Below are 25,051 nucleotides of genomic sequence, written 5' to 3'. Positions count from 1 at the left end.
ACCGCTGCGCTGGAAAACGGGAGGTAAAGGCTGTGAGGATGCAATTGTATTGAGAGGTTACATACGCCGCAACTTGTGCGGCGCAAGTGGGGGATTAACAAGCGATGGAAAGGTCTTGCTCGCAGCCACCGTAAAGACTACTCGCTGTTTGTATAAGACTTGTACTAAGCTGCCATGGAAACCCCAGCTCTTCCAAGCGCGCTTCCAGATATTCGAGCAGGGCGTCAAACAGAGCTGGATTCAGGCCGCGAGCCAGGAAACTGGCGCGACTACTGCGATCAGGCTCGGGCTGTTCAGAAAAGGCGTGGTTTAGGAATTGTGCTTGGCGGCTTTGTTGTTTGCGATGATCACAGGTTTCGTAACTGGAAAGGTGGCGGCCTATGGTTTCGTAAAATTCATTGACTGTATGACAGACAAATTTAGCACCACCGACCTGTTCTAACAGGCTGTTCATATCTCTCCCCCCGGTGAGCAGTTGGTACTGAAATATAAAATTCCGCAGAGCCCAAAATATTGTGATAGAAAAAATGCACAGGATGCACTGGCTCATTAACGGTACAACATTAATTGCTCAGCAGCGTAAGTCATATTCTCTCGGACTGCCAACGTGCTTTAAGAAAATTGTCATTTTGTTCGACAGGTAGTAGTCCAGTTTGCCTTTATCTACGCCAAATAAAAAATTGCTTTTAAGATAGTGTTTTTTATCCCTTTATTCTGAGTTTTTTAGCGTAGATGTTAGACTGCACGCTTGAACTAAATAAAAAATTTGCAACTGATTGGATTAAATTATGGCAAGCATTTTTACTCAAATTTTGAATGGGGACTTACCGGGCCACTTTATCTGGAGGGATGAAAAAGCGATTGCAATCATGACCATTTCCCCCATTAAGCCGGGGCATTGCCTGGTAATCCCGGTTGAAGAAATTAACCACTGGGATGATGTTCCAGCCGAGCTTGCGGCACACTTAATGTTGGTTGCACAAAAAGTCGCCAAGGGACTAAAGGCAGTGTATTCACCCAAGCGTGTAGGTGTGATGATTGCAGGGCTGGAGGTACCGCACACCCATATACACCTGATTCCTGTCGATGAATTGACAGATTTTGATTTTTCCCTGCAAAAGAGTGCAACATCTGAGCAGTTGGCTATTGAGGCTGAGAAAATTCGTAGCGCACTCGTTCAGCAGGGCTGTTCGGAGGCAGAGTGTGTCAGAGGTTAATTTCTGAACGCAATTTATAGACTATTTGGTCACCCACTTTGTGCCTTCATAAATTTTCTGGAGGCACTGCATCCAATTCGTATACTCGGGTAGTCAAGTAATACGTAACAGTGATAATTACGAGAATTTTGCAATGGCAACCATGAAAAAAGCTTTTTTAGCCCCGCTGTTTGCTCTTTTGGCCTTTTTTGTCCTCAGCAGCGCCCAGGCTGAGGGAGATAAAAAAGAAACTAAAAGCTTCGATGTCAATGGCTTTACCCGGGTATCTCTACGAGGCAGTTCTCACGTTGAAGTGATTCAGGGGGATCATTTTGCCGTGAATGCCAGTGGTCCGGCTGAAGTTATGCCCCATGTCAAAGCGGAGGTGAAGGGCAACACTCTGGAGCTGTATGTGGATGACAACACTCAACACTGGTTTGGTGTGATTACCATTACCCGTGATAGGGACCAGAAGGTGCACTTCACGGTCACCATGCCAAAGGTTGAGGCATTAGAGGTAGCTGGTTCCGGGCAGGCCGTGGCAGAAACCTTAGAAAGTGAAACCATTGACCTCGGAGTCACGGGTTCTGGTACTGTGCGTGTTGCCAAGGCTGCGGCAGAAAATCTCAGTGCTTACGTGACAGGCTCAGGGGACCTGATTCTCGATAAGGCACTATCGGTCAACAGCGAGATTGCGATCAGCGGTTCCGGCGATATTTTCCTCGGAGGCATCACAGGAGAGAAGCTCTCAGCGGAAATCAGGGGCTCCGGTGATATGCGAGTTGGTGGCCGTGTAGCAGATGTCAATATTCGTATCATGGGGTCTGGTGACTTTGTCGGCCGCAGCCTGCGCGCAGATAATGCCAGTGGCGCGGTCATGGGATCAGGGGATATCGTTCTAAAACGCCCGCAAAGTGATTCTTTTTCCGTTATGGGGTCTGGTGATGTTGCACTGGTAGACTAACTGCTCTATTGATCTGCATAGTAGGCACTGCCACAGCGCAGTGCCCTCCTCATTAGGGCCAAACCTTCTTCGGCCCAGTTTTCAATTTTGGAAGTGAACTCCCCATGGAATCGCAGGCGACAGGGTCCGGGAAAGTGAGCCTGGAGTACCCTTCAGATCAAGTAGACAAACGCAGTAAGCGTCTCAAGGAAAAGTTGCATCACTGGGGACGGGGTGCGCAGGAAAAATCTCATTGGTTGGCAGAGCGCCTCATGGACCGCCGTGTCTGTGTTGGAGTGACAGGTTTGAGTGGGGCTGGTAAATCGACTCTGCTTACCAGCCTTATCTACCAGTTGAGTCACCCCCAGAAAGCACAACTACCAGGCTTTGCCCCAGCGTTAAATGGAGACCTTTTGGGGGCGGAGTTAAAGCCCGCTCTCGATTCTGGCCTGCCAGTCTTTGACTATGAAGGCTGCTTGAGTGCTTTGATGTCGCATCCACCGAGATGGCCACAAAGTACCCGAGATGTATCGGCAATGGAATTGCACATTCACTTGCGACGGCATCGTCGTTTTGGGGGGGGCGATCATAAAACCTTGATCCTGGAGCTGCGGGACTACCCAGGTGAATGGTTGATGGACTTGCCGATGCTGAGAATGGATTTTCGCGACTGGTGTCGCCATCAAGCCCATATTATTGCGAGCGATACGCGCGCGGGGTTGGCCCCGGGGCTGCTGACACGCTTGGCTGCGCTCTCCCCCGAGGCTGAGGCAAAGGAGTCAGAGCTGCAGGCATTGTGGCGGGAATATCGTCAATTTCTATTGGACTGCCGCGAAAAGCGAAAACTCAGCTATCTGCAGCCGGGACGAGCATTGTTGGATGACGAGGATTATCAGCTATTACCTCTGCTGGATCTCAGAGGCTTTAGTGCCGATCAATTGAAACAGTTGCCTGATGCTAGTAATTATCAGGTTCTGCGTCGCCTTTATGAGGCTTATGTGGAGGGGAAGGTGGCCCCTTTTCTCGAGAGCCATTTTAAACACCTCGATCGGCAGCTGGTTCTGGTGGATATGATCGGCACCTTGTTTGCGGGTGAGCAGGCCTTGGAGGATATGCGCCTGGCTTTTACCCATATTGCCGATACTTTCCGCTATGGAGAGTCTGGGTTCTTGAGTAAGTTATGGCGCCCTAAGGTGAATCGCTTGCTCTTTGCCGCGACTAAGGTTGATCAGGTGCTTGCGGCTGATCACGATGCCTTGCGTCAGCTGCTGGGCCAGCAACTGCAGCAAACTTTTACCGGAGCGCGCCACCGTGGCTTGCCGATCTTTAGTGAAGCCATCGCTGCTGTGCGTTGTTCCCACGAGGATCAGCGTAATGGGCGGCGTATGCTGGTTGGATATGACCTGGATGGTCGCTATCTGGGTTTTGAGAATGCCGAGATATTCTCGCGCCTGCCCAGTGAAAAGAGTGGCTGGGGTCATTATACCGGGGCTGCTCCACCCCAGTTGCGCCCCCCGCAAGGTATGGACTCAGGTTCCATTCCTCATATCCGCGTCGATGCGCTTTTGAATTTGTTGCTTGGAGATAAAGTTTGATGGGTGATGAGAATAAACAGGCTCCTCGCCGGGTAACGCGGATAGAGTCCCTGCAGGAACCAGAAAGTGAAGCCCCTCACCGGGATACTACGCGTGTAGAAACCCTGCAAGAGGAAGGGGAAGACATTCCGAGATCTATTACCACGGGAGAATCACTACCCGATAGGATTGCCTTTTCTGAGTTGCGCCTGCCTGTTTTTCGCCTGAAATGGTTAAAGCCGGCACTGCTTTCAAGCGTAGCATTAATAGTGGCTGTACTCGCTTGGGAATTACGCCAGATGTATACCTGGGCGGCAGATAAGCACTGGAGCCTTGGTATTCTCGCAGGAGTGGTGATAGCGAGCCTTGCAGCGGCAATAGTCAGTTCCCTGTGGGAATTTTTCCGTGCTGGTCGGCCACTGCGCAAGCTGCAAAAAACACAGGCAATGGCGGCCGACATGCGAGAGTGTCGCAGCCATGAAGAAGCGGAATCTCTCCGTCGACAGTTGCAGCTGCATTTTTCAGGAAAACCTCAGGGTGTACTGCTCAACCGGGTACTGGATGAGGCGCCGGATTATTATGACAGTAGTGAGTTACTGCAGCACTTGGAAGTGACTTTTCTCGATGCACTCGACCAGGAGGCACAACGCCGCGTAGTTCGTCACGCGACAGCAACTGGGGCATTGGTAGGTCTCAGTCCTTTTGCCAGTATTGACATCCTTGTTGCCCTGCGCCAATCGTTACGAATGATTGATGATGTTGCACAAATTTATGGCATTCAACCTTCGCTTGTAGTGCGTTGGCGCCTTTTCAAGAAAGTACTTGCGCTGGTGGCTTATAGCGGTGCCAGTGAATATGCGATCAGCGAGATATGGCCAGATTTGGTCGGCGACAGTGTTGTTAGTACAGTTTCTACTCGTTTGGGGCAAGGTGTGGGCGCAAGTTTTTTTGTGGCGCGTATTGGACTTTCTGCGATGCAGAGCTGCAGACCCATCCCTTTTACTGAAAAACAGCGCCCGCGCCTGGGCGCATTGGTTAAACGCATTGGAATCGGGTTGAAAGAGCGGATGCCGGATGTTTTTTCTATGGTCGGGCTTGGCAGTCGGGCTGGCAGCTCCCCCGCTAAGCCCGCGACGAAGTTCACCAGAAAAAGCTGATTTCGTCGCTGCGACAAGGCCCGCAAGATACTGCGGGCCGAATGTTTTCAGGATGTAGTGACGGCCCTACTGGAACTGCTTTTTCATCAGCAGGCGTGTGTGGTGGCGATCCACCAATTCTGCCAGGGTGGCAAAGCGTCGTTTGATAAAGGGGGCGGGGTTGTTATTTCCAGCATCGTCCCGATATTCAACGCCTGAGCGGACATGTTGCAGTTCTCGAGTTAACTCGTTTATCGCCGAAAAAATATTTTGAGTATCGTCCTGGCTATGGAAAACGTAAGCGTTATTGGTATCCACCAAGTAGGCGTTACATTCATTTAGCCACTCAAGCCGCTGCTCTAGAAATCGAATTGTATTGCGGATACCGCCTTTATATTCTGGGTTGAAGTGCTCGTTTACATATTTGTCTAGGCTGCGCATGCCTGCCCCGACAAACTGCTCTACCACACTGCTGCAGTATTCTTTTGTGAGATAACTAGGATGGGTATTGGCATTGCTAAGGGAGCTTGAAATCAGCAAAGACAAAAGCCCCAAGGTTCGAAGGATGGCTAAAGAAGGAGAGTTCATTGTCTTGCCCATGGGTTACTCTTTCTAGTGACTGTTATTCTATCCGCCAAACCTGCTCAGTTGTTCTAACACTTTGTTTAGCGAAGTATTTTTTGTGATAGTTGTCACATGAATATAGAAGCGACAAATAGGTGTCAACGGTTATTAAGTGCGGAGTGACAGCTCTGGCGCGAAAGGTGTGTTGTGGGGAAGTATCTCCTGCGTTGTAAGTTAGGTAATAAATTAAAGACAGAGGTTTGCTTTGGCTGAATATGAATTTGATCTATTTGTGATTGGGGCGGGCTCTGGTGGTGTACGAGCTTCGCGTATGGCTGCCGCCCAGGGAATGAAGGTGGCAGTGGCTGAAGATCGCTACATGGGGGGGACCTGCGTAAACGTCGGGTGCGTTCCCAAAAAATTATTCGTCTATGCCAGTGGATTTAAAGAGGACTTCACCGATGCTAGAGCCTATGGTTGGAACAGTTTGCCGGCTGAATTTCACTGGCCAACATTGCGTGAAAATAATGCACGTGAAGTGTCCCGCCTCAACGATATTTATCGAAACCTATTAGCAAACTCAGATGTGACGGTCATTGACGGCCGTGCCAAAGTTACTGGCGCCAATAAGGTGATGGTGAATGGTCGCGAATACACGGCACAGAGAATTCTGGTAGCAACAGGAGGTTGGCCTTTTGTCCCAGATATTCCTGGGAAAGAATTCATCCTGACCTCCAACGAGGTGTTTTCCATGGAAGCCTTCCCCAATAGAGTACTGGTTGTTGGTGGGGGGTATATTGCCGTTGAGTTTGCTGGGATATTTGCTGGTTTAGGTGCTGAGACACACCTCTCTTACCGGCGTGATTTATTCCTACGTGGCTTTGATCGCGATATTCGCCATTTTGTCCGTGATGAGATGGTAAAAAAGAATATTGATTTGAAGTTTAACCATCAAGTGAGTGCCATTGAAAAGTTGCAAGATGGTAGTTTTTTAGTACATGTCGAGGACGGCTCCAGTTTAAATGTGGACATGGTCCTCTATGCAACAGGCAGAGTTGCCAATACTGAAGGACTCGGTTTGCAGGAGCAAGGGGTCGTGTTGCATCGCGATGGCACAATCTCAGTGGATGACAATTTCCGCACGAATGTCCATTCTATCTATGCCCTTGGGGATGTTACCGGTGAGCCACAGTTGACGCCTGTGGCCCTTGCGGAGGCGATGGCTCTAGTAAAGCACTGGCGCACTGGAACAACTGCGGAGATTGATTATAACAACATTCCCACCGCAGTATTTTGTCAGCCCAATATTGGAACTGTAGGGTTGTCAGAAGAAGAGGCCAGGGACTCCGGAGTTAGAGTTACCATTTACAAGTCAGAATTCAGACCAATGCGTCATACAGTAAGTGGGAATACCGAGCGCACCCTTATGAAGTTAGTGGTCGATGCCGATACTGATAAGGTGATTGGTGTTCATATGGTTGGTGATGATGCTGGTGAGATTATCCAGGGCTTGGCTGTTGCTTTGAAAGCGGGGGCGACCAAAAAAGTTTTTGATGAAACCATCGGAATTCACCCAACGGCAGCAGAAGAGTTCGTCACTATGCGTACACCAGTGCAGTAAGGTGTTTATCTGGTAGTGGATATAATTTGTGGTGACTATGCTCGAGGCGCCTCTTGAGTATTTAGCTCTAAAATTGAGGGCTGCTAAAGAAAAATCTTAAAATCCCCCCGCTTTTAAAGCGGGGTTTAATGCAAAAACGGCGCTGGTGCGCCGTTTTTGCTCTCTTCTAGGATTCTTCTTCGACTTCATAAAGCGCCTGATGACGCTGCGCTTTTTTGCGCTCGCTACGCTCTTTTAGGCAGCGTTCTGCGGAGGCAAATGTGTCATTCACCGCTCGGTGGATAGACTCATTTTCATTACTGATGGTTACGGGATTGCCACTAATGGCAAGTTCAAGGGAGGCTTTGTATTGCTTGCCTTTGCTTTTGTGTTGGTGGGGAGCTTCCAGAACTACACGACTATGTATGATGTCGCCACAATAACGTTCCAGTTTGTGTAACTTTTTAGATACCGTATTTGACAGGGCAGCAGATTTGTCGATATCGCGGAACACAATGTTATCGTTAGGCGCTGATTTCATGGATAAATACCTCCGGTTATAGGAAACCATGCAGGCCGCTTGTGCGGTTTGCTATTCAAAGAAGGTAGGGCGCCCTAATGGGAGGGGTCGAGTCCGCAGTTGAATCGCCGAGTCGCCGGTAGCGCAACGAATAATTGCTGTCTGAACAGCTCTGGGTGTTTTACGTCCGGGTCGGGTTTCCGCTGTGTTCAGCGATCATCTCCCTGTTACCCATAATGCTTCCGCTAAAAAAAAAATCAAGCGCTATCGCTTGAAAATGTCACATAAAATTCGGCGAAGCGTCATTAAGACGACTTTAGCACTTAGGTTTAAGGGGATTATTTATCAAATGGGGGCAAAGGGTGGACGAGAGGTCATTGCTCGCGAGCTCAGGCCTGCGTAAAATTGACAATGCTGCGACAGAGTAGATGAAGTTTTGAACAAAATTTAACCTCTGCGCTTTTATCTTACGAGTGTCGAAAAATCGAGAAACAGGTTCTGGACAATGGCGGTAAAGCGGTATTGCTCGCTCTTCTTGGCGGGCTTAGTAGTTTTTAGCGGAATGACAGCGCAGGCGCAGTCAAACCTCACTGTGGAAAAAAACCGACTGGCGCGCCTGGAGCAGTCCCTGGAAAACAGGCAGGTTGAGCTGGAAGATATTGAGAATGAACTGCTCTCTTATGAGTATAAGCTCGAGCGTGCGCAGGAATCTCTCAACGAGCTTCGCAAAGAGTATGAGGCGAGCCGTGTCGAGCTCGAGGAGGCGCGTAGGCTCCATGAATCCAATGGCACCTCAGATTCTGAGCGTCGCCTGACCAAAGCCAAGCACGGCTTTGCAATGGCCGAGCGAGGGGTGGATAGCCGCAGCCGACGCTTAGAGTTTATCAAGGTGAACCACCAAGAGCTTTTGGCTAGGCTCGACGAAGAGAAAAAAGGCATTGCCGAGACCAAGGCCAAGGTTTCTGCCCAGCAGGATAAGATTAGCCAGGTGGTGGATTCTATGCTGGCCAAGGCAGAGGCTTCTGAGAGGCGTGCCGCTTTGGCAAGAAGTGCTAAAGCTGAAGCAGCAAAGCAAAAGCCTCCTAAGCTGAAGACAGCGGCAATTGAGAAACCCCAGAAACGACAGGTGCAACCTGAGCCGGTTCCGACTGTTAAGAGAGATATTGATCCCGAGTTGCTTGCCTATGTCGAGCGGGAACAGAAGCGTCTGAGTGAATTACTATCCGACAAAGATGGGGAAAACAAACAGACTTTCCGCAGTTTGCTTCTGAAGCCGTCAAGTGGGGATCGCCAACCTTTTGAGTTCCTGGGGAAAAACCAATATCGTTTGGTGGCAACAGTTGAGGCGGGTAGGCAGACGTACAAAATCAATACTTGGAAGTTCCGTCGCACTATACCCGCAGAAGATGATGGCGAACGCTATGTTTTTATTTTTGATGCTCGGCGCCTTTCACGTCCCCGTTTGGTGATGTATCCAGAATATGCCTTAGACGCTCTCAAATAGGAAGCTCCAGCCTCTCAGGAGGATGCAAAAAGCCCGCTCAGTGCGGGCTTTTTTTATTCTGTGCTTTAGTCATTTAGTAAGGGAGCTTTGAGTAAGGAGTGGTAGTGACTTTTCCCTGCCTGGGGAACGCTCTCATAAAGAATGACATTTTCGACTAATACGGATGAGTTTAGGTAGCGCGGTGCAATGTGCCGAAAACCCTCTTTATTGCGACTGCGCGCTAAGGTGATATGGGGTCGATATTCCTGGGTTTCTGGTTCCATTCCAAGCTCGCCAATAAATTGCCGGCACTCCTCATGGAGTTCAGTTAAATTAGGATTTAGGGCTAATTCTACAGCAAGAATTTTGGAGTGCTGTTTTGGGAAAGGAGTTAAAGAACAAATCCTACTTTGAAAACTTCTTTTGCAGTGTGCAAGCTCAATAAGCCCCTGCTTAAGCTGGGGGATTTTTTCTTTCGGAGTGCTTCCAAGAAAAGCTAAGGTCAGGTGCCAGTTATTGGGGGTTGTCCAGCGTATATGGCTAGTAGATGTGCCTTTTAGCTGCTTTTGGCACTGAGTGGTTATCTCGTCTAGGAACGCTTGTGATGCCACATCAGGTTTAATGCCAATAAATAATCTGCTAGTGGATTGATCTGACAAATTTTCTTCTCTTTGCATTTTTTCCCTTTGGGGCCTTGAAATAAAACTTGTGGCCCATACCTATTGAGTACGGCTGGTAGCTTTGAGTGTGAAAGTGCCCCGTTAGCAATGCTCGTGCTTATTGGCGAGCAAAATTGGATATTGCTCTGAATTGAGGATATAACTATGCGTAATTTTGATTTTTCCCCTCTGTATCGATCTGCAATTGGTTTTGATCGTATGGCCAGCCTGCTGGATGCAATGAGCTCCAGTGAGCAAAAACAACCCTCATACCCTCCCTATGATATAGAACTTACTGGTGAAGATAGCTATAGAATTACTATGGCTGTGGCTGGGTTTGAGCAATCTGAACTCGATATTCAGGTTGAGCAAAATCGCTTAAGTGTGAGCGGCAAAAAACCAGAAGATATTGCGCAAAGAAACTTTCTCCATCGAGGAATTGCTGCGAGAAATTTTGAGCGACGCTTCCAGCTAGCAGATCACGTCAAAGTGACTGATGCGAAGCTCGCCAACGGCCTGCTTCATATAGAGCTGGTTAGAGAAATACCTGAAGCGATGAAGCCTCGAAAAATCCAGATCAGTGAAGGCGCTTTACTGAATCATGAGCAGGCTGAAAACGTCACGGCGAAAAAAAAGCCTGACACGGTAGCTGCATAAGTTGACACTTTCTTGCCCCCTGTGCCGCCATCGCGCGGCACAACTCTATTATCGAGATAAATTTCGCAGTTATTACCAATGTAATAACTGCGAATTGGTATTTGTGCCCGCAGAATATCATTTGACTCCAGTTGAAGAGCATGTCTATTACAATCTGCATGAAAATTCTATGGAGGATGAAGGGTATCGCCGTTTCCTAAGCCGTTGTGCCAAGCCCTTATTGAAAGAGCTTTCTGTTACTAGTGTGGGGCTGGATTTTGGCTGTGGACCAGCGCCATTATTGGCGCGAATTTTAGAGGAGCAGGGCCATAAAGTTGAGTTGTACGACCGTTATTACTTCCCTGAGCGTCGGGTGCAGGAAAAAAGCTACGACTTCATAGTGGCGACAGAAGTGGTGGAGCACTTGAGCGCGCCTGGCGATGAGTTGTCGGCTTTGTGGAAACGATTACGAGTTGGCGGTGTGCTGGCACTGATGACCAAACTGGTTATTTCTCGAGAGCGCTTTGCCAGCTGGCATTATATTCGCGACCCAACACATATTTCCTTCTTTTGTGTTGAAGCCTTTCAATGGCTGTCGCGAAAATTAGGCGCGGAACTACACTTTGCAGATAGTGATGTTATCTTCCTGAAGAAATCAGGTATTGACCCGGAATAGCTTGGCTCTGACGGTGGCCCGATATTCGCTTGGTGTAGTAGCAAGGAATTTTTTGAACAGTGCAGTGAAGTGCCCCATATCCTGGTAGCCAACTTTTTCGGCAATTTCATTCACGGATAGATTACTGGATTGCAGCAGTTCCCGAGCCATATCTACGCGAACATTTTGCAAATATTGCAGCGGTGTCTGTCCTGTAGCTAATTTAAAGCGGCGGTTGAAGGAGCGCACACTCATGTCGAACATTTGTGCCACCTCACTGAGGCGCACCTCGGTATTACAGTGCTCTTTTAGCCATGCCTGCGCCTGTACAATATCCTCGTCTGGATGTAGATGCACCGAACCTTCTGAGTAAGCAATTTCCTCAAATGGTCGGCGAATTTCATGGGAGAAGTTACGCTCCACATGACTGGCTACAGCGGCTCCATAGAGCTGGCGAATCATATGAACCGTGACATCTGCCAAGGCATTTACGCTGGCGGCACAAAAAAGTTTGTCAGCCTGAGTGATAAAATACTGGCGCTTCAATTTAACTTTTGGGTAGTCCGCGCTGAACTGGTCGAAATAGTGCCAGTGTGTAGTGGCGGGTTTGCCATCAAGGAGGCCTGCCTCGGCTAGAAAGCAAACTCCAGTACCCACGGCGTTGATCGCAGCCCCACCTTCGGCCTGGCTCCTTAGCCATCTTAAAAGCTTTCCACTGCGCTTCAGGGCTGGGCGGGGATTGCGCCAAAGCGCAGGAATGTAGATCAAGTCGCTGTCTGGTGCCTCTTCCAAAGACACGTCAGGTTGAAAGGTAAAGCCGCAGCGGGTTTTTACCGCTTGTCCATCTATGCTGGCTGTTACTAGGCGCAAGGGCTCTGCCAGCCTTTCCACTCGGGCGCGGCTTTCGGCACCGCGCAGCATTTCTAAGGGCAGAACTGTGCCGGTGGCCAGCATTTGATCAATCAGAAGAAAGGTAACCGTTCGCATTACATACTCAGGCGGGGTTGCGCCATTGGCCAAAACACTCAATTTTGCTGGCCAGTATGCCCATAACTGGACGGAATCGCCAGCCCCTACACTCCCAAATATCAAATTTGTAGTGTTTAGCTTGGCTGGAGGTCAGGATGCAGCGCCTTCCCGTAATTACCGCGTTCGGTGGTTTTAACCCTGCAGGACGCAGCTCCTTTCACCGGGGCTATGCCCGCATGGTGCTCGACAAACTCGGACAGAGGGAGCGGACTGATACGCTTTCTGATCTCGCCGCATTGATGGGGTTGCGTACAGGCGTCGAGGCCAAAGGCCCCCTCGAGTCAGCGCTGGAGGAAAAGGTTCTCAAGGGCACCTTGGTGCGAGAATTGGAAGCGCGAATCTACGATTATCACAGGTGTCATTTTCACCAGGCGGCGAATCTTTCAAATCCCGCTGGTATTTCTTTTGAGATTTCTACGCGCCAATTGCCCCATCCACTGCCAGAAGGATGGCAAGTGGAGACTATTGGTAGTGGTAGGGTTCGTGTGGCTACATCAAGTTTGTCAGTCATGCTGGATAGCTTTCGCGAGATCCCAGTGGGGGCGGCAGGACAGCTGCCCACAGGCTTTGAGCCTGGTGAGCTTTACAATTCCCGATTCCACCCGAGGGGATTGCAGTTGGCAGTGTTGGGTGCATCTGATGCTGTTCTCTCTATGGGGGTGGATTGGCAGGATGTTGTTGCTGCAGCTGGTCCCGGTAATATTTCTGTTTACGCCTCCTCAGCCATGAGTCAACTCGACCCCTATGGAAACGGAGGCTTGATGCAGTCCCGCTTGCGCGGTTCCAGGGTTAGCTCCAAGCAGTTGGCGCTTGGGCTGAATAGTATGCCGGCAGACTTTGTGAACGCCTATGTGCTGGGTAATGTTGGATCTACTGGTGCGGTTACCGGAGCTTGTGCGAGCTATTTATACAATTTGCGCGCAGGGGTAGAGGATATTCGCAGTGGTCGGGCCAGGGTGGCCGTTGTTGGTGCTACTGAAGCGCCATTAGTTCCCGAGATTGTTGATGGTTACTCAACCATGGGCGCGCTTGCTACCACTGAAAATCTGCGAAAGATTTCTTCGGGCGAAGTGGACTTCCGCCGCACTAGTCGCCCGTTTGGGGAGAATTGCGGTTTTACTTTGGGGGAGGGTACCCAGTGGGCCATCTTAATGGATGACGCTTTGGCTGTTGAACTTGGGGCGAGTGTCCACGGTGCGGTTACAGGGGTGTATATCAATGCTGATGGCTTCAAAAAGTCGATTTCCGCACCGGGGCCAGGTAATTATCTAACGATGGCCAGGGCGATGGCGGAGTCGAAAGCTATTGTCGGGGATGAAAGTCTGAAGAAGCGCAGTTTTGTTCAGGCCCATGGATCTAGCACACCGCAAAATCGCGTAACAGAGTCTGCGATTCTCGATCGTTTGGCTTCCGTTTTTGGTGTGCAGGAATGGCCGGTTTGTGCTGTTAAAGCTTATCTTGGGCACACGATAGCGGTGGCGAGTGGTGACCAGTTAATTTCGACCCTGGGAGTTTTTGATAGGGGAATTTTACCGGGTATCGTCACGATTGACAGAGTGGCAGATGATGTTCACCAGAATAACCTGCAGATCTCTTGTGAGCATGTGGAGAGGGATCCCGCTTCACTGGATCTCGCTTTCCTGAATTCTAAAGGTTTTGGGGGGAATAATGCGACTGCGGCTGTACTCTCTCCTCACTTGACCCGCTCAATGCTGGAAAAACGCTACGGGTCAAAAAAGATGCTTACTCATCATAGAAAAAATGAGTCTGTCGTGGAGCATGCTGTAGCGTACGATGAGAAAGCCAGCAGAGGAGATTTACAAACTATCTACCGTTTTGGAGAGGGACTGGTAGATGATGCTCAAATAGGTCTTTCTGTCGATAAGGTCTCATTTCCAGGGTTTCCTCCTGTAGAGCTCGATGTTGATAACCCCTTTACCGATATGGTTTAGAAGGCCCGTGCATCGGTAATGTATGATGCTTAAAATTTTTCCTGCCAATTAAGGGGGAAACCTCCTTTGGCAGTTGGCGGAGTGAGAGATTCAATGTCAGACATGGATGTTTGTAGTGAAGTTAGTGATGCCGGGGATCTTGGTGCCCGGCTGAAGCTGGTGCGAAAAATTTATGGGATTTCCCAGCGACAACTTGCGCGGCAAGCGGGCGTTACCAATGCCACTGTGTCTTTTATTGAGCAGGGTCGGGTCAGCCCATCTGTGGGATCGCTTGAGAAGATATTGAATAGTGTGCCCATGTCTCTGGCTGAGTTTTTCTCCCTGGAACTTGCCGAGCCAGAACAAATTTTTTTTCGAGCCAATGAAATGCCCGATATTGGTAATGGTCGGGTTTTCTGTCATTTGCTCGGCGGCTCCCGCCAGGGTCGCGCCATGACAATCCTCCGTAAAGTGTTTCCCGCTGGGCAGGATACCGGTTCAGACCAATTGCTACTCACTGGGGAGGTGGGGGGGATTGTTATTGCCGGAGAGCTGGAGGTTACAGCAGGATCAGAGTTTGCCCTGCTAGAGGAGGGGGATGGTTATTACTTAAATGCACGGCGCCCACATCGCTTCCGCAACCCCGGAAGTATTGACTGTGTGGTTTTCAGTGCCGTGGCTGCCACTTCCTCATCGAATATTCCCTGCGCTTCCTGTCCAAACGAGCCTTTCTATAAAGGGTGATTTACGCCACCGTGCTGAAAAGGTGGATTGATCCGCGATAGACTGACTCCGCCTGTGTAACCAGCCTGTGAGATATGGCTGGTTGTTTTCTGTACTTTGGCGCTCTTGGTGCCAGTTCTTTTGTAAGAAATAGTATTCAAACAATCGTTTGAATCTGGCTATACTACGGCTGACCATATTGGGCCAAAGTGTCACCGCACCCTGCGGGGCGGCCCTTGGTTGCAAAAAAATTCCGACCCCGGGTCCAGGATTGCGGCCCAGAATAAAAGAGGTCAATCAATGTTATTTAGTGGCAAAGCGCTCACGGTTCAGATGCTGGATAACGGCATCGCCGAGCTTAAATTCGACCTGCAAGGCGAATCCGTCAACAAGTTCAACCGCCAAACGGTTTCCGAATTCTCTCAGGCTCTGGATGCAATTGAAGCAGCAGATGGCATCAAAGGTGTGCTGCTGACCAGTGGCAAGAGCGTCTTTATTGTCGGTGCTGATATCACTGAGTTTGGCGGTGCTTTTTCTGCAGGCGCAGAGGGCGTTGCTGATCTGATGAATCAGAACAACGAAAATATCAACCGTCTGGAAGATCTGCCGGTACCGACTGCGGTGGCAATTAATGGCTACGCGCTCGGTGGTGGTTTTGAAGTGTGTCTTGGCTGTGACTTCCGCCTGATGGGCGAAGAGGCCAAAGTTGGCCTTCCGGAAGTTAAACTGGGCTTGATCCCGGGCTGGGGCGGCACCGTTCGTCTGCCGCGTGTAGTGGGTGTTGATGTCGCTGCTGAGTGGATTGCAGCAGGTAAAGAACAGAAGCCGACTGCCGCTCTGGAGGCTCACGCTGTTGATGCGGTGATCCCCACTGACAAACTCAAAGATGCAGCGGTCAAGCTGCTTGAGCGCGCTATCAATGGCGAGCTGGACTACAAAGCCATTCGCGAACTCAAGAAATCTCCGATTCCCTTGAATGACACCGAAGCGCTGATGGCCTTCTTTACCACCAAGGCATTTGTGGGTCAGCAGGCGGGCAAAAACTACCCTTCTCCTGTAGCTGCGGTTGAGTCAATCGAGCAGGGCTACAAGCTGACTCGCGATGAAGCGCTGAAAATCGAGCAAGAGAAGTTTATTTTCTGCGCGCAGACTGGCACTGCGAAATCTTTGGTAGGGCTGTTCCTGGCTGACCAGGCAATCAGCAAGGTTGCCAAAGGTTGGGAGAAGAAAGCCGATAAGCCGATTGAGCGTGCGGCAGTATTGGGTGCTGGCATTATGGGTGGCGGTATCGCTTACCAGTCTGCCTACAAGGGCACTCCGATCAAGATGAAGGATATCGACCAGAAGGGTATCGACCTTGGTCTGAATGAGGCGAACAAGCTGCTGTCCAAGCTGGTTGATCGCAAGCGCCTGACCCCCGTTAAAATGGGTGAAGTGCTCAACCGTATCGAGCCTACCTTGAGCTACGACGGCTTCAACGATATCGATGTTGTTGTGGAAGCCGTGGTTGAAAATCCCAAGGTGAAGCACGCAGTATTGAAAGAAGTGGAAACCAAAGTAAGCGAAGACACTGTAATCGCTTCTAACACCTCCACTATTTCTATTAACCAGCTGGCTGAGCCGCTCTCCCGCCCGGAAAACTTCCTCGGCATGCACTTTTTCAACCCAGTGCACAAAATGCCGCTGGTTGAGGTGATTCGCGGAGAGAAAACTTCCGACACAGCTGTAGCTCGCGTTGTTGCCTACGCAAACAAGATGGGCAAGAAAGCTATTGTTGTACGCGACTGTCCGGGATTCCTGGTTAACCGCGTTCTCTTCCCTTACTTTGCCGGTTTCTCCATGCTGGTGCGCGATGGCGCTGACTTCCAGGCCGTTGACAAGGTGATGGAGCGCTGGGGTTGGCCGATGGGGCCCGCTTACCTGATGGATGTTGTCGGAATCGATACCGGTGTTCACGCGGAAAGCGTAATGGCTGAAGGCTTCCCCGATCGCATGGGTAAAACCTTTACCGCTGCTTCCGACGTTATGTATGAAGCGGGTCGTTACGGCCAGAAGAACAACAAAGGCTTCTACAACTACGAGCAAGACAAAAAAGGTCGCCCGAAGAAAGTGGCTACCGAAGAGTCCTACGCGCTGCTTAAGCCGCACGTGGCTGAGCGTCGCGAGTTTGAAAAAGACGAAATTATCGAGCGCATGATGGTGCCTATGGCCACCGAGCTGGCTCGCTGCTTGGAAGAGGGTATCGTTGATTCCCCGGCTGAAGCCGATATGGCGCTGATCTACGGCATTGGCTTCCCTCCATTCCGCGGTGGAATCTTCGCGTGGCTGGACAGTATTGGTCTGGATGAGTTCGTGAAGATTGCCGATAAGTACGCCGATCTGGGTGAGCTGTACAAGCCGACCGATCGCATGCGTGAAATGGCCGCAAGTGGCAAAACCTACTACGGCGACAAGTAAGGAGAATAGCGATGAGTTTAAATCCTAGAGATGCCGTAATCGTCGACTACGCGCGTACGGCCATGGGTCGCTCGAAGAATGGTGTATATCGCCATGTTCGCGCCGATGATATGTCCGCTGAACTGCTGAAAAAGTTCATGCAGCGCAATGACAAGCTCGATCCTGCCGAGATCGATGACCTGATCTGGGGCTGTGTTATGCAGCGCGATGAGCAGGGCTTTAACGTAGCTCGCTTTATCCTGCTGCGCGCAGGTCTGCCACACACTATCCCGGCGCAAACCGTCAACCGCCTGTGCGGCTCCTCTATGTCCTCCCTGCATACTGCAGCTGCCAACATCCAGGCTGGCGTTGGCGATGTGTACGTTGTGGGTGGTGTTGAGCACATGGGTCATCTGAACATGATGGAGCATGTTAGCCCCAACCCAATGCTGGGTCGCTATATGGCTAAAGCTGCCGGCTCCATGGGTATGACGGCTGAATACCTGGCGATGATGCACGGTATCCAGCGTCAGCAGATGGATGAGTTCGGCGCACGCTCTCACCATCGTGCCGCTGAGGCTACCAAGGCTGGCAAATTCAATCGCGAAATTATCGCTATTGAAGGCCATGACGATGACGGCGTACCTTTCCTGGTTGAGACGGACCAAACCATCCGTCCTGACACCACCGTGGAAGGTCTGGCTCAACTGAAGCCGGCATTCGACCCGAAGCACGGCCAGGTAACAGCTGGCACTTCCTCTCAGATCACCGACGGTGCTTCTGTGATGCTGGTAATGTCCGCTGAGCGTGCTCAGGCTTTGGGTATGACCCCTATTGCTCGCGTGAAGGAAATGGCGCTGGCCGGTGTTGATCCGTCCATTATGGGTTATGGCCCGGTGCCTTCCACCAAGAAGGCGCTCAAGAGGGCGGGTCTAACTGTCGGCGATATCGATAAGTTTGAGCTGAATGAGGCATTTGCAGCGCAGGCGCTGCCGGTGCTGAAGGACCTGGATCTGCTCGAGCAGATGGATGAGAAGGTCAACCTGTACGGTGGCGCTATCGCTCTTGGCCACCCCTTCGGTTGCTCAGGCGTTCGCATTACCGGTACCTTGTTGAGTGTTATGCAAAACGAGGGTGGAAACCTTGGTGTATCCACCATGTGTATCGGCTTGGGGCAGGGAATCACCACGATTGTTGAGCGAGTTTAATCTCCCGCACCCCACAAAAGGCGCCTTTCTGGCGCCTTTTTTATTTTTTTCAGTAAAGTGTTGATGCCTTTAAAATGCTGTGGCACAATCTGCACCCCTTGTCGCGATGAGGTCTTAAAAAAGATCGAAACCCTATATATATCAATGGGTTAGCGGTAAGAGAGTTTCGGGGACGTGGTGAAATTGGTAGACACGCCAGATTTAGGTTCTGGTGCCGAAAGGTGTGGGAGTTCGAGTCTCCCCGTCCCCACCAAATCAAAAACCTTGAAGTCCGTGTGACTTACCCTGGAGGGGTGGGTGCGGGCTTCTTGTGTGTTTGGCGGAAGCTCAAAATATTGTTTTGATGTTTCCCCATGAGGTTGCTGACTAAGTCTCGGTGACCCGGTATTCGTTGGCGCTGCGGCGCGATTAAAGAGATAGTCTCACGAGGATAAACATGCAGGTTTCCATCGAAACTACTTCCGGTCTGGAGCGTCGCTTAACGGTCAACTTGCCGGCGGAAGTCGTCGATAAAGAAGTGGACAAGCGCCTTCAGCAGGCGGCTAAGACTGTTCGTATAAACGGTTTCCGCAAAGGCAAGGTGCCGATGAAAGTTGTGCGTCAGCGCTTTGGTGCCGGCGTTCGCCAGGAAGTGCTCGGCGAGGTTATGAGCCGTTCTTTCTACGATGCGGTTCAGCAGGAAGAGGTTAAGCCTGCCGGTCAGCCAAGCATTGAGGCAAAGCAAACTGCAGCTGGCGAGAATCTGGAATACGTTGCCACTTTTGAAGTTTATCCAGAAGTAGAATTGGCCGACCTGGCTGAGGTTAGCGTAGAGCGTCCAGTTGCAGAAGTAACTGATGCGGATGTTAACAATATGGTTGATGTGCTGCGCAAACAGCAGTCTTCCTGGAAGGAAACCAAGCGCAAGGCACAAAAAGGTGATCGTGTTGTGATCAACTTCTTGGGTCGTAAAGATGGCGAAGAGTTTGAAGGTGGTAAGGCCGAAGGTCACCAGTTGGTACTGGGCTCCGGCCAGATGATCCCCGGTTTTGAGGAAGGTATCCTCGGCATGAAGCCCGGTGAAGAGAAAGATCTGGACCTGACCTTCCCTGAAGACTACCAAGCTGAAGAGCTGCGTGGTGCTGCGGTAACCTTCAATATTAAAGTTACCTCTTCTGAAAAGCCTGAGCTGCCTGAGCTGAATGAAGAATTCTTCGCGGCATATGGTGTTCAGGAGGGTGGAGAAGAGAAGTTCCGCGAAGAAGTTCGCGGTAACATGGAGCGTGAGCTGAAAAACGCAGCGCTGAACAAGGTTAAAACCCAGGTGATGGACCAGTTGTTTGAACAGCACCCGGTAGAATTGCCTTCTGCCTTGGTCGCAGGTGAGGTTAGCACTCTGCGTGGACAAATGGTTCAGCAGTTTGGTGGCCAGATCAAAGCTGAAGATGCTGAGCGTATGTTGCCGGACACTATGTTCGAAGAACAGGCCAAGCGTCGTGTAGTTTTAGGTCTTGTTGTTGGTGAGATCGTTAAGAAAAACGAACTGTCTGTAGATGCTGACCTGGTAAAAGCTAAGGTTGAGGAGCTGGCTTCTACCTACCAGCAACCGGAAGAAGTGGTTGAATACTACTACAACAACCGCGAGCTGCTCTCTGGAGTTGAATCGGTAGTTCTGGAAGATCAAGTTGTGGATTTTGTACTGAAGTCTGCAAAAGTCGAAGAAGTTAAAAGTACTTATGACGACGTGATCAAGCCGCAGAAGCAGGGTTAATTATCCCTTTATCTCCGAATGCATTGGCGCCCGCTTCAGTCGGGCGTCGTTGCATCTCCTTCCTTTTTACCGGCTGGCTTTATCCTGCCTGACCGGTTAAGCTCTGAAAACCTAATTTTCAGCACGGGCGCCTAGCGCTTGCATGCTGGCCTGCCGAACACGCCACAAAAGGAAGCAATGGTACCTATGGCACGAATCGATTATCCCCAAGCCTCAATTGACCCCTTAGCGACTGGTTTGGTGCCCATGGTGGTAGAACAAACTGCCAGGGGTGAGCGTTCCTTTGATATCTACTCACGTCTATTGAAGGAAAGGGTTATTTTCTTGGTTGGCCCCGTGGAAGACCACATGGCTAATCTGGTGGTTGCCCAGTTGCTGTTTCTCGAAGCAGAAAATCCTGATAAAGACATTCATCTGTATATCAACTCTCCCGGTGGATCTGTAACTGCAGGTATGTCCATTTATGACACCATGCAGTTTATCAAGCCGGATGTGAGCACCATGTGTATTGGTCAGGCTTGCAGCATGGGAGCCTTCCTGCTGACGGCAGGAGCGCCAGGTAAGCGGTTTGCCACCCCCAATTCACGGGTGATGATCCATCAGCCCAGTGGTGGCGCTCAAGGACAGGCTAGCGATATTCATATTCACGCTCAGGAAATCCTCAAAATTCGTCATCGCCTGAATGAGTTGATGGCCCACCATTCTGGCCGTCCGGTCAGTGATATTGAGAGAGATACTGAGCGTGACCACTTCCTGAGTGCCGATGAGGCGAAGGAGTATGGTCTAGTGGATGATGTACTTTCTCGCCGTCAGGCTCTTGAAAAGTAACACTATCAGCAAAAATATTTTGCTAAAGGCGTGAAGAGAGAACCTGAGTTCTTTCAAAGTCATTTCTCAGGCAGAGGGGGCTTGAAAAAAACGCCAAGAGACAGCATCTTGCTGTAATAGCTGAATTAAAGGCCCTGGTAGGCCAGTGACCACGGAGTATTTTGATGACCGACAAAAGCAGCGGAGAAGATAGCGGCAAATTGCTGTACTGCTCCTTCTGTGGCAAAAGCCAGCAGGAGGTGCGGAAGCTGATTGCTGGGCCGTCAGTCTTTATCTGCGATGAGTGTGTCGAGCTCTGCACCGATATCATTCGAGAAGAGGTCCAGGAGACTGCGGAGGGCCCGGAGGGGCGCCTACCCACGCCGCGTGAAATCACCGAGATTTTGGACCAGTACGTGATTGGCCAGGAGAGGGCCAAGCGTGTCCTGGCGGTTGCGGTTTACAACCACTATAAGCGCCTGCGTAGTAAAACTGGCGTTAAAGGCAAAGATGATGTTGAGCTGAGCAAGTCCAACATTCTTCTGGTGGGGCCAACTGGTAGCGGTAAAACCCTGCTGGCTGAAACCCTTGCGCGGCTGCTGAACGTGCCGTTTACCATCGCCGATGCCACCACTCTTACTGAGGCTGGCTATGTCGGTGAGGATGTAGAAAATATCATCCAAAAGCTGCTGCAAAAGTGTGATTACGATGTTGAGAAGGCCCAGCAGGGAATTGTCTACATCGATGAAATTGACAAGATTTCACGTAAATCCGATAACCCATCCATCACCCGGGACGTCTCTGGTGAGGGTGTGCAGCAGGCACTGCTAAAACTGATTGAAGGTACTGTGGCTTCCGTTCCCCCTCAGGGCGGTCGTAAGCACCCGCAGCAGGAATTCCTGCAAGTGGATACCTCTAACATCCTGTTCATCTGTGGCGGTGCCTTTGCGGGCCTAGACAAGGTGATTCGCGATCGCTCAGAGAAGGGGGGGATTGGGTTTAGCGCTGAAGTGAAGTCTAAGGATGGAACCAGTAACTTTGGTGAAATTCTGCGTGACCTCGAACCAGAAGACCTGGTTCGCTATGGTCTTATACCAGAGTTTGTTGGGCGCCTGCCGGTTACCGCGACCCTGGAGGAGCTCGATCGCGAGGCTCTGGTGCAAATTCTCACTGAGCCGCGCAATGCTCTGACCAAGCAGTATGCAAAACTCTTCGAAATGGAAGATGTAGAGCTGGACTTCCGTCCAGACGCCTTGGATGCTGTGGCTACTAAGGCTATGGAGCGCAAAACTGGTGCCCGGGGACTTCGCTCTATCATGGAGTCGGTGTTACTGGAAACTATGTATGATATTCCATCTTCTGATGATGTCGCTAAGGTCGTTATCGATGAGGCGGTGATCAAGGGGGAGTCGGCACCGCTGTTGGTTTACGAAAGTGAAAGCCAGCCGCAAAAGGCGGCGCCAGAGGAATAACTCCCCATATTAAAAAGCCCCACTTGTGGGGCTTTTTTTATAGCCAATTGTTATTCAAATCTATCTTTTCTACCTGTTTGACATGCTTAACTACCAGCGGCCAGCCAGTATTCAGTTGAATTCGGCACAAATTGGTCGCGAGATTAGACTTGTATTCCGGGCTCTCCCCCCCCATCTCTAGCAACTGACGGGCGGTGGCCCAAATTAAGCTGTCAATTTCAACAGCAGCATGATGCCGCGCCAAATACCCAGTGATAGGGCCGAGAGGAGTTCTATGGATCAGTCATCCGACACCAAGCTTGAATATCCGTTATTGCCATTGCGCGATGTTGTTGTTTACCCCCACATGGTGATTCCGCTGTTCGTCGGCAGGGAAAAATCCATTGAGGCTCTGGAAGAGGCCATGCGCAGGGATAAGCAAGTGCTACTCGTAGCCCAGAGGAGAGCATCGGAAGATGACCCTGGCGCCGAGGACATCTATCGCGTTGGTACTATTGCCAGTGTTCTGCAGCTTCTCAAGCTTCCAGATGGCACTGTGAAAGTGCTTGTGGAAGGGGGGGAGAGGGTCAATATCCTCGATGTTGCCGAGCACGATAATCACTTTGAGGCTACTGTCGAGCCTATAGAAACTACTGAGCTGTCCGAGGGAGAGGCTGAAGCCTTGGTGCGCTCGGTTATGTCTCAGTTCGAGCAGTATGTCTCCATCAGTAAGAAGGTCCCCAATGAGGTTATTACCTCGCTGTCTGGCATTGATGAGCCGGGGCGCTTGGCGGATACCATCTCCGCGCACATGTCCCTCGAGCTGGCTCAGAAACAAGAGCTGCTGGAAACCTCCAATGTCAAAGAGCGGCTGGAGCATTTGCTCGGCTTGATGGATTCCGAGATCGACCTGATACAGGTGGAGAAGCGTATTCGCGGCCGTGTTAAGAAGCAGATGGAAAAGAGCCAGCGCGAGTACTACCTCAATGAGCAGATGAAGGCGATTCAAAAAGAATTGGGCGAAATTACCGAAGAGCCCAATGAAATTGAGGAGCTGGAAAACAAGATTGCAGATTCAGGAATGTCTGCAGAGGCGGAAAAGAAAACCCGTGCCGAGCTGGCCAAGCTGAAAATGATGTCGCCCATGTCGGCAGAAGCATCGGTATTGCGTAGCTACATTGATTGGATGTTGAGCCTTCCTTGGAAAAAAGCTAGCCGCGTACGACATGACCTGAAGAAAGCCGAAGAGATTCTCGAGAAAGAGCACTATGGCCTAGAAGAGGTGAAAGAGCGCATCCTCGAATATCTTGCTGTGCAAAAACGTGTCAAGAAAGTGAAGGGGCCGATCCTTTGTCTGGTTGGGCCTCCCGGGGTTGGTAAGACCTCACTCGGGCAGTCTATCGCTCGTGCGACTAACCGCCAGTATGTGCGTATGGCCCTTGGTGGCGTTCGTGATGAAGCAGAAATCCGCGGACATAGACGCACTTACATAGGCTCTTTACCAGGTAAGCTGGTACAGAAAATATCCAAAGTCGGCGTTAAGAATCCGCTTTTTCTGCTCGATGAGGTCGACAAAATGGGTATGGATCAGCGTGGTGACCCTGCGTCGGCCCTGCTCGAAGTACTTGATCCGGAGCAAAACAAGACATTTAACGACCACTACTTGGAGGTGGATTACGACCTTTCGGATGTGATGTTTGTGTGCACCTCAAACTCCATGAACATCCCCGGTCCCTTGCTGGATCGCATGGAGGTTATTCGTATCCCCGGTTATACCGAGGATGAGAAGCTCAACATCGCTCAGCGCTACCTGGTACCCAAGCAGCGTAAAGCCAATGGGCTGAAAGAGGAAGAGCTGGAGCTTTCTGACCAGTCAATCCGGGATATCGTTCGTTACTACACTCGTGAAGCAGGTGTGCGGGGGCTCGACCGGGAAATTGCCAAAGTTTGCCGTAAGATTGTAACGGAGCATGTCCGTAACCCTTCGGACAAAAAAGCGATAGTGCAGCCTGAGGAACTGGAAGAGTTGTTGGGTGTGCGCAAGTTTGACTTTGGACGCGCCGAGGAAGAGAACAAGATCGGGATTGTTACCGGCCTAGCCTGGACAGAGGTGGGCGGTGAGCTTCTCAATATTGAGGCCTCTGCTGTTCCGGGTAAAGGGCGCATGATCAAGACCGGTTCTCTCGGCGATGTGATGCAGGAGTCTATTCAAGCTGCCTTGACTGTAGTGCGCTCGCGCTCCCAGGCGCTCGGTATTGGCCCTGATTTCCATGAAACCAGGGATATCCATATTCATGTTCCGGAAGGTGCAACGCCAAAAGATGGGCCCTCTGCGGGTATCGCCATGTGCACGGCACTGGTTTCCGTACTGACCAATATTCCTGTTCGTTCGGATGTGGCAATGACCGGAGAAATCACCCTGAGGGGAGAAGTTTTACGAATTGGAGGTCTGAAGGAAAAGTTATTGGCAGCGCATCGGGGCGGTATAAAAACTGTGCTGATTCCTGCGGATAACGAGCGAGACTTGAAGGATATTCCCGACAATATTCTTCAGGACCTGGTGGTAAAACCGGTTAAATGGATTGATCAGGTTCTTGAGTTGGCGCTTGAGCACAAACCCGAGTCTCTTACTGATGAGGAATATTCTGCTTTGCAAAAGCAGGCTGAAGAGCGCTCACAGAGATCCGTTCAAACCCATTAATCGCATTCGGGGTGACAACTGTCACCCCGTAACAATTTACAAGACCAAA

Annotated in this window: 21 protein-coding genes and 1 tRNA gene; 17 read left to right on the top strand and 5 right to left on the bottom strand. The window is 50.6% G+C overall.

Features of this window, described 5'->3' with window-relative positions; all coding sequences use genetic code 11:
• Positions 1-94: 94 nt before the first annotated feature.
• Positions 95-454 carry a hypothetical protein gene (locus ACJJIT_RS12350; RefSeq protein ID WP_252085361.1) on the bottom strand — a complete coding sequence of 120 codons (360 nt, stop codon included), beginning with the start codon at positions 452-454 and terminating at the stop codon, positions 95-97.
• 334 nt (positions 455-788) lie between these two features.
• Between ACJJIT_RS12350 and ACJJIT_RS12345 the strand changes: the two genes are divergently transcribed.
• The 4 genes from ACJJIT_RS12345 (at position 789) to ACJJIT_RS12330 (ending at position 4,870) form a co-directional block, all read left to right on the top strand.
• Positions 789-1,217, top strand: coding sequence for an HIT family protein (locus ACJJIT_RS12345; protein ID WP_252085362.1), 429 nt, complete (start codon positions 789-791; stop codon positions 1,215-1,217).
• A 133-nt stretch (positions 1,218-1,350) separates the two neighbouring features.
• On the top strand, positions 1,351-2,160 hold the full coding sequence (locus ACJJIT_RS12340) for a GIN domain-containing protein (RefSeq protein ID WP_252085363.1): 810 nt from the start codon (positions 1,351-1,353) through the stop codon (positions 2,158-2,160).
• A 104-nt stretch (positions 2,161-2,264) separates the two neighbouring features.
• The gene (locus ACJJIT_RS12335) at positions 2,265-3,734 is read left to right on the top strand and encodes a YcjX family protein (RefSeq protein ID WP_444898572.1); all 1,470 of its coding nucleotides are present in this window, start codon (positions 2,265-2,267) and stop codon (positions 3,732-3,734) included.
• A complete protein-coding gene (locus ACJJIT_RS12330) occupies positions 3,734-4,870 on the top strand; it encodes a TIGR01620 family protein (protein ID WP_252085365.1) in 1,137 nt (378 codons plus the stop codon). The genes ACJJIT_RS12335 and ACJJIT_RS12330 overlap by 1 nt, the downstream gene beginning before the upstream one ends.
• Positions 4,871-4,936: 66 nt before the next feature.
• Here the strand turns inward: ACJJIT_RS12330 and ACJJIT_RS12325 are convergent, their stop codons facing one another.
• The gene (locus ACJJIT_RS12325) at positions 4,937-5,449 is read right to left on the bottom strand and encodes a hypothetical protein (RefSeq protein ID WP_252085366.1); all 513 of its coding nucleotides are present in this window, start codon (positions 5,447-5,449) and stop codon (positions 4,937-4,939) included.
• A 229-nt stretch (positions 5,450-5,678) separates the two neighbouring features.
• Between ACJJIT_RS12325 and gorA the strand changes: the two genes are divergently transcribed.
• Positions 5,679-7,034, top strand: a complete 1,356-nt coding sequence (gene gorA, locus ACJJIT_RS12320; RefSeq protein WP_252085367.1) for a glutathione-disulfide reductase — start codon at positions 5,679-5,681, stop codon at positions 7,032-7,034.
• A gap of 166 nt (positions 7,035-7,200) precedes the next feature.
• Here the strand turns inward: gorA and ACJJIT_RS12315 are convergent, their stop codons facing one another.
• A complete protein-coding gene (locus ACJJIT_RS12315; protein WP_252085368.1) occupies positions 7,201-7,554 on the bottom strand; it encodes an HPF/RaiA family ribosome-associated protein in 354 nt (117 codons plus the stop codon).
• A gap of 484 nt (positions 7,555-8,038) precedes the next feature.
• On the opposite strand from ACJJIT_RS12315, the gene ACJJIT_RS12310 reads away from it, so the two are divergent.
• Complete coding sequence (locus ACJJIT_RS12310; protein ID WP_444898571.1) at positions 8,039-9,037, top strand: hypothetical protein; 999 nt, start codon at positions 8,039-8,041, stop codon at positions 9,035-9,037.
• A gap of 65 nt (positions 9,038-9,102) precedes the next feature.
• Here ACJJIT_RS12310 and thpR read toward each other — a convergent pair whose 3' ends face one another.
• The gene (gene thpR, locus ACJJIT_RS12305; protein WP_444898570.1) at positions 9,103-9,693 is read right to left on the bottom strand and encodes an RNA 2',3'-cyclic phosphodiesterase; all 591 of its coding nucleotides are present in this window, start codon (positions 9,691-9,693) and stop codon (positions 9,103-9,105) included.
• Positions 9,694-9,840: 147 nt separating this feature from the next.
• Here thpR and ACJJIT_RS12300 point away from each other — a divergent pair, with 147 nt between their 5' ends.
• Positions 9,841-10,332, top strand: a complete 492-nt coding sequence (locus tag ACJJIT_RS12300; RefSeq protein WP_444885425.1) for an Hsp20 family protein — start codon at positions 9,841-9,843, stop codon at positions 10,330-10,332.
• Between the two features lies 1 nt (position 10,333).
• Entirely contained in the window at positions 10,334-10,987 is a 654-nt protein-coding gene (locus tag ACJJIT_RS12295) for a class I SAM-dependent methyltransferase (protein ID WP_444898569.1), read from the top strand.
• Here ACJJIT_RS12295 and ACJJIT_RS12290 read toward each other — a convergent pair.
• A complete protein-coding gene (locus ACJJIT_RS12290; protein WP_444885423.1) occupies positions 10,967-11,953 on the bottom strand; it encodes a GlxA family transcriptional regulator in 987 nt (328 codons plus the stop codon). The genes ACJJIT_RS12295 and ACJJIT_RS12290 overlap by 21 nt on opposite strands.
• 137 nt (positions 11,954-12,090) lie before the next feature.
• Between ACJJIT_RS12290 and ACJJIT_RS12285 the strand changes: the two genes are divergently transcribed.
• From ACJJIT_RS12285 to lon, 9 genes are all read left to right on the top strand, one after another.
• Positions 12,091-13,947 (top strand): beta-ketoacyl synthase, encoded by a 1,857-nt coding sequence (locus tag ACJJIT_RS12285; RefSeq protein WP_444898568.1) that lies wholly within the window; start codon positions 12,091-12,093, stop codon positions 13,945-13,947.
• A 93-nt stretch (positions 13,948-14,040) separates the two neighbouring features.
• A complete protein-coding gene (locus ACJJIT_RS12280; RefSeq protein ID WP_444898567.1) occupies positions 14,041-14,670 on the top strand; it encodes a helix-turn-helix domain-containing protein in 630 nt (209 codons plus the stop codon).
• 279 nt (positions 14,671-14,949) lie between these two features.
• A complete protein-coding gene (fadB, locus tag ACJJIT_RS12275; protein WP_444898566.1) occupies positions 14,950-17,106 on the top strand; it encodes a fatty acid oxidation complex subunit alpha FadB in 2,157 nt (718 codons plus the stop codon).
• An 11-nt stretch (positions 17,107-17,117) separates the two neighbouring features.
• A complete protein-coding gene (gene fadA / locus ACJJIT_RS12270) occupies positions 17,118-18,293 on the top strand; it encodes an acetyl-CoA C-acyltransferase FadA (RefSeq protein ID WP_444890727.1) in 1,176 nt (391 codons plus the stop codon).
• 168 nt (positions 18,294-18,461) lie between these two features.
• Positions 18,462-18,546, top strand: a tRNA-Leu gene (locus ACJJIT_RS12265).
• Positions 18,547-18,729: 183 nt separating this feature from the next.
• Positions 18,730-20,043: a trigger factor gene (gene tig / locus ACJJIT_RS12260; protein ID WP_444898565.1), complete on the top strand. Its 1,314-nt coding sequence runs from the start codon at positions 18,730-18,732 to the stop codon at positions 20,041-20,043.
• 186 nt (positions 20,044-20,229) lie between these two features.
• Positions 20,230-20,871 carry an ATP-dependent Clp endopeptidase proteolytic subunit ClpP gene (gene clpP, locus ACJJIT_RS12255; protein WP_252085379.1) on the top strand — a complete coding sequence of 214 codons (642 nt, stop codon included), beginning with the start codon at positions 20,230-20,232 and terminating at the stop codon, positions 20,869-20,871.
• Between the two features lie 164 nt (positions 20,872-21,035).
• The gene (gene clpX / locus ACJJIT_RS12250; RefSeq protein ID WP_252085380.1) at positions 21,036-22,322 is read left to right on the top strand and encodes an ATP-dependent Clp protease ATP-binding subunit ClpX; all 1,287 of its coding nucleotides are present in this window, start codon (positions 21,036-21,038) and stop codon (positions 22,320-22,322) included.
• 274 nt (positions 22,323-22,596) lie between these two features.
• Positions 22,597-25,002, top strand: a complete 2,406-nt coding sequence (gene lon, locus ACJJIT_RS12245; protein ID WP_444888609.1) for an endopeptidase La — start codon at positions 22,597-22,599, stop codon at positions 25,000-25,002.
• Positions 25,003-25,051 lie beyond the last annotated feature (49 nt).

This window comes from Microbulbifer mixtoriginis (SeqCode) (genome assembly GCF_052467515.1).
The sequence above is the reverse complement of the archived record's forward strand: the minus strand, read 5'-3'. Positions and strand labels throughout refer to the sequence as shown.

What these genes read in the sequence shown, in the direction of transcription:
- ACJJIT_RS12310 (WP_444898571.1), top strand. Translation starts at nt 8,039, where the DNA reads ATGGCGGTAAAGCGGTATTGCTCGCTCTTCTTGGCGGGCTTAGTAGTT.
- ACJJIT_RS12350 (WP_252085361.1), bottom strand. Translation starts at nt 454, where the DNA reads ATGAACAGCCTGTTAGAACAGGTCGGTGGTGCTAAATTTGTCTGTCAT.
- clpX (WP_252085380.1), top strand. Translation starts at nt 21,036, where the DNA reads ATGACCGACAAAAGCAGCGGAGAAGATAGCGGCAAATTGCTGTACTGC.
- fadA (WP_444890727.1), top strand. Translation starts at nt 17,118, where the DNA reads ATGAGTTTAAATCCTAGAGATGCCGTAATCGTCGACTACGCGCGTACG.
- fadB (WP_444898566.1), top strand. Translation starts at nt 14,950, where the DNA reads ATGTTATTTAGTGGCAAAGCGCTCACGGTTCAGATGCTGGATAACGGC.
- ACJJIT_RS12325 (WP_252085366.1), bottom strand. Translation starts at nt 5,449, where the DNA reads ATGGGCAAGACAATGAACTCTCCTTCTTTAGCCATCCTTCGAACCTTG.
- ACJJIT_RS12330 (WP_252085365.1), top strand. Translation starts at nt 3,734, where the DNA reads ATGGGTGATGAGAATAAACAGGCTCCTCGCCGGGTAACGCGGATAGAG.
- thpR (WP_444898570.1), bottom strand. Translation starts at nt 9,693, where the DNA reads ATGCAAAGAGAAGAAAATTTGTCAGATCAATCCACTAGCAGATTATTT.
- ACJJIT_RS12335 (WP_444898572.1), top strand. Translation starts at nt 2,265, where the DNA reads ATGGAATCGCAGGCGACAGGGTCCGGGAAAGTGAGCCTGGAGTACCCT.
- ACJJIT_RS12285 (WP_444898568.1), top strand. Translation starts at nt 12,091, where the DNA reads ATGCAGCGCCTTCCCGTAATTACCGCGTTCGGTGGTTTTAACCCTGCA.
- ACJJIT_RS12290 (WP_444885423.1), bottom strand. Translation starts at nt 11,953, where the DNA reads ATGCGAACGGTTACCTTTCTTCTGATTGATCAAATGCTGGCCACCGGC.
- tig (WP_444898565.1), top strand. Translation starts at nt 18,730, where the DNA reads ATGCAGGTTTCCATCGAAACTACTTCCGGTCTGGAGCGTCGCTTAACG.
- ACJJIT_RS12340 (WP_252085363.1), top strand. Translation starts at nt 1,351, where the DNA reads ATGGCAACCATGAAAAAAGCTTTTTTAGCCCCGCTGTTTGCTCTTTTG.
- ACJJIT_RS12300 (WP_444885425.1), top strand. Translation starts at nt 9,841, where the DNA reads ATGCGTAATTTTGATTTTTCCCCTCTGTATCGATCTGCAATTGGTTTT.
- clpP (WP_252085379.1), top strand. Translation starts at nt 20,230, where the DNA reads ATGGCACGAATCGATTATCCCCAAGCCTCAATTGACCCCTTAGCGACT.
- ACJJIT_RS12280 (WP_444898567.1), top strand. Translation starts at nt 14,041, where the DNA reads ATGTCAGACATGGATGTTTGTAGTGAAGTTAGTGATGCCGGGGATCTT.
- ACJJIT_RS12345 (WP_252085362.1), top strand. Translation starts at nt 789, where the DNA reads ATGGCAAGCATTTTTACTCAAATTTTGAATGGGGACTTACCGGGCCAC.
- lon (WP_444888609.1), top strand. Translation starts at nt 22,597, where the DNA reads ATGGATCAGTCATCCGACACCAAGCTTGAATATCCGTTATTGCCATTG.
- ACJJIT_RS12315 (WP_252085368.1), bottom strand. Translation starts at nt 7,554, where the DNA reads ATGAAATCAGCGCCTAACGATAACATTGTGTTCCGCGATATCGACAAA.